This window comes from Kiloniella laminariae, assembly GCF_027214005.1.
Classification (GTDB): domain Bacteria; phylum Pseudomonadota; class Alphaproteobacteria; order Kiloniellales; family Kiloniellaceae; genus Kiloniella; species Kiloniella laminariae_A.
This window is the reverse complement of record NZ_JAPWGY010000042.1, coordinates 1-266: the sequence shown is the minus strand read 5'-3', so window position 1 is coordinate 266 and position 266 is coordinate 1. Positions and strand designations below refer to the sequence as shown.

The 266-nt window shown below is 48.9% G+C and carries 1 protein-coding gene; it reads left to right on the top strand.

Annotated features, from left to right (window positions below; translation table 11 throughout):
- On the top strand, positions 1–266 hold a 266-nt coding region (locus O4H49_RS20540), incomplete at both ends, for a hypothetical protein (protein WP_269425301.1).

Sequence of the window (266 nt, the reverse complement as noted above, 5' to 3'; positions counted from 1 at the left end):
AAATATAAGCGCATGAAGTTTAAAGGCGTTATCTGTGAGAAGTGTGGCGTTGAAGTCACCTTGTCTCGGGTTCGTCGTGAACGCATGGGTCACATCGAATTGGCCGCGCCAGTTGCCCACATTTGGTTCTTGAAGTCACTTCCATCTCGTATTGCGCTGTTGCTCGATATGACATTGAAGGACGTCGAGCGGGTGCTCTATTTCGAACACTATGTGGTGATCGAGCCCGGTTTGAGCCCGTTTTCAGTCAACCAGCTTATTACTGA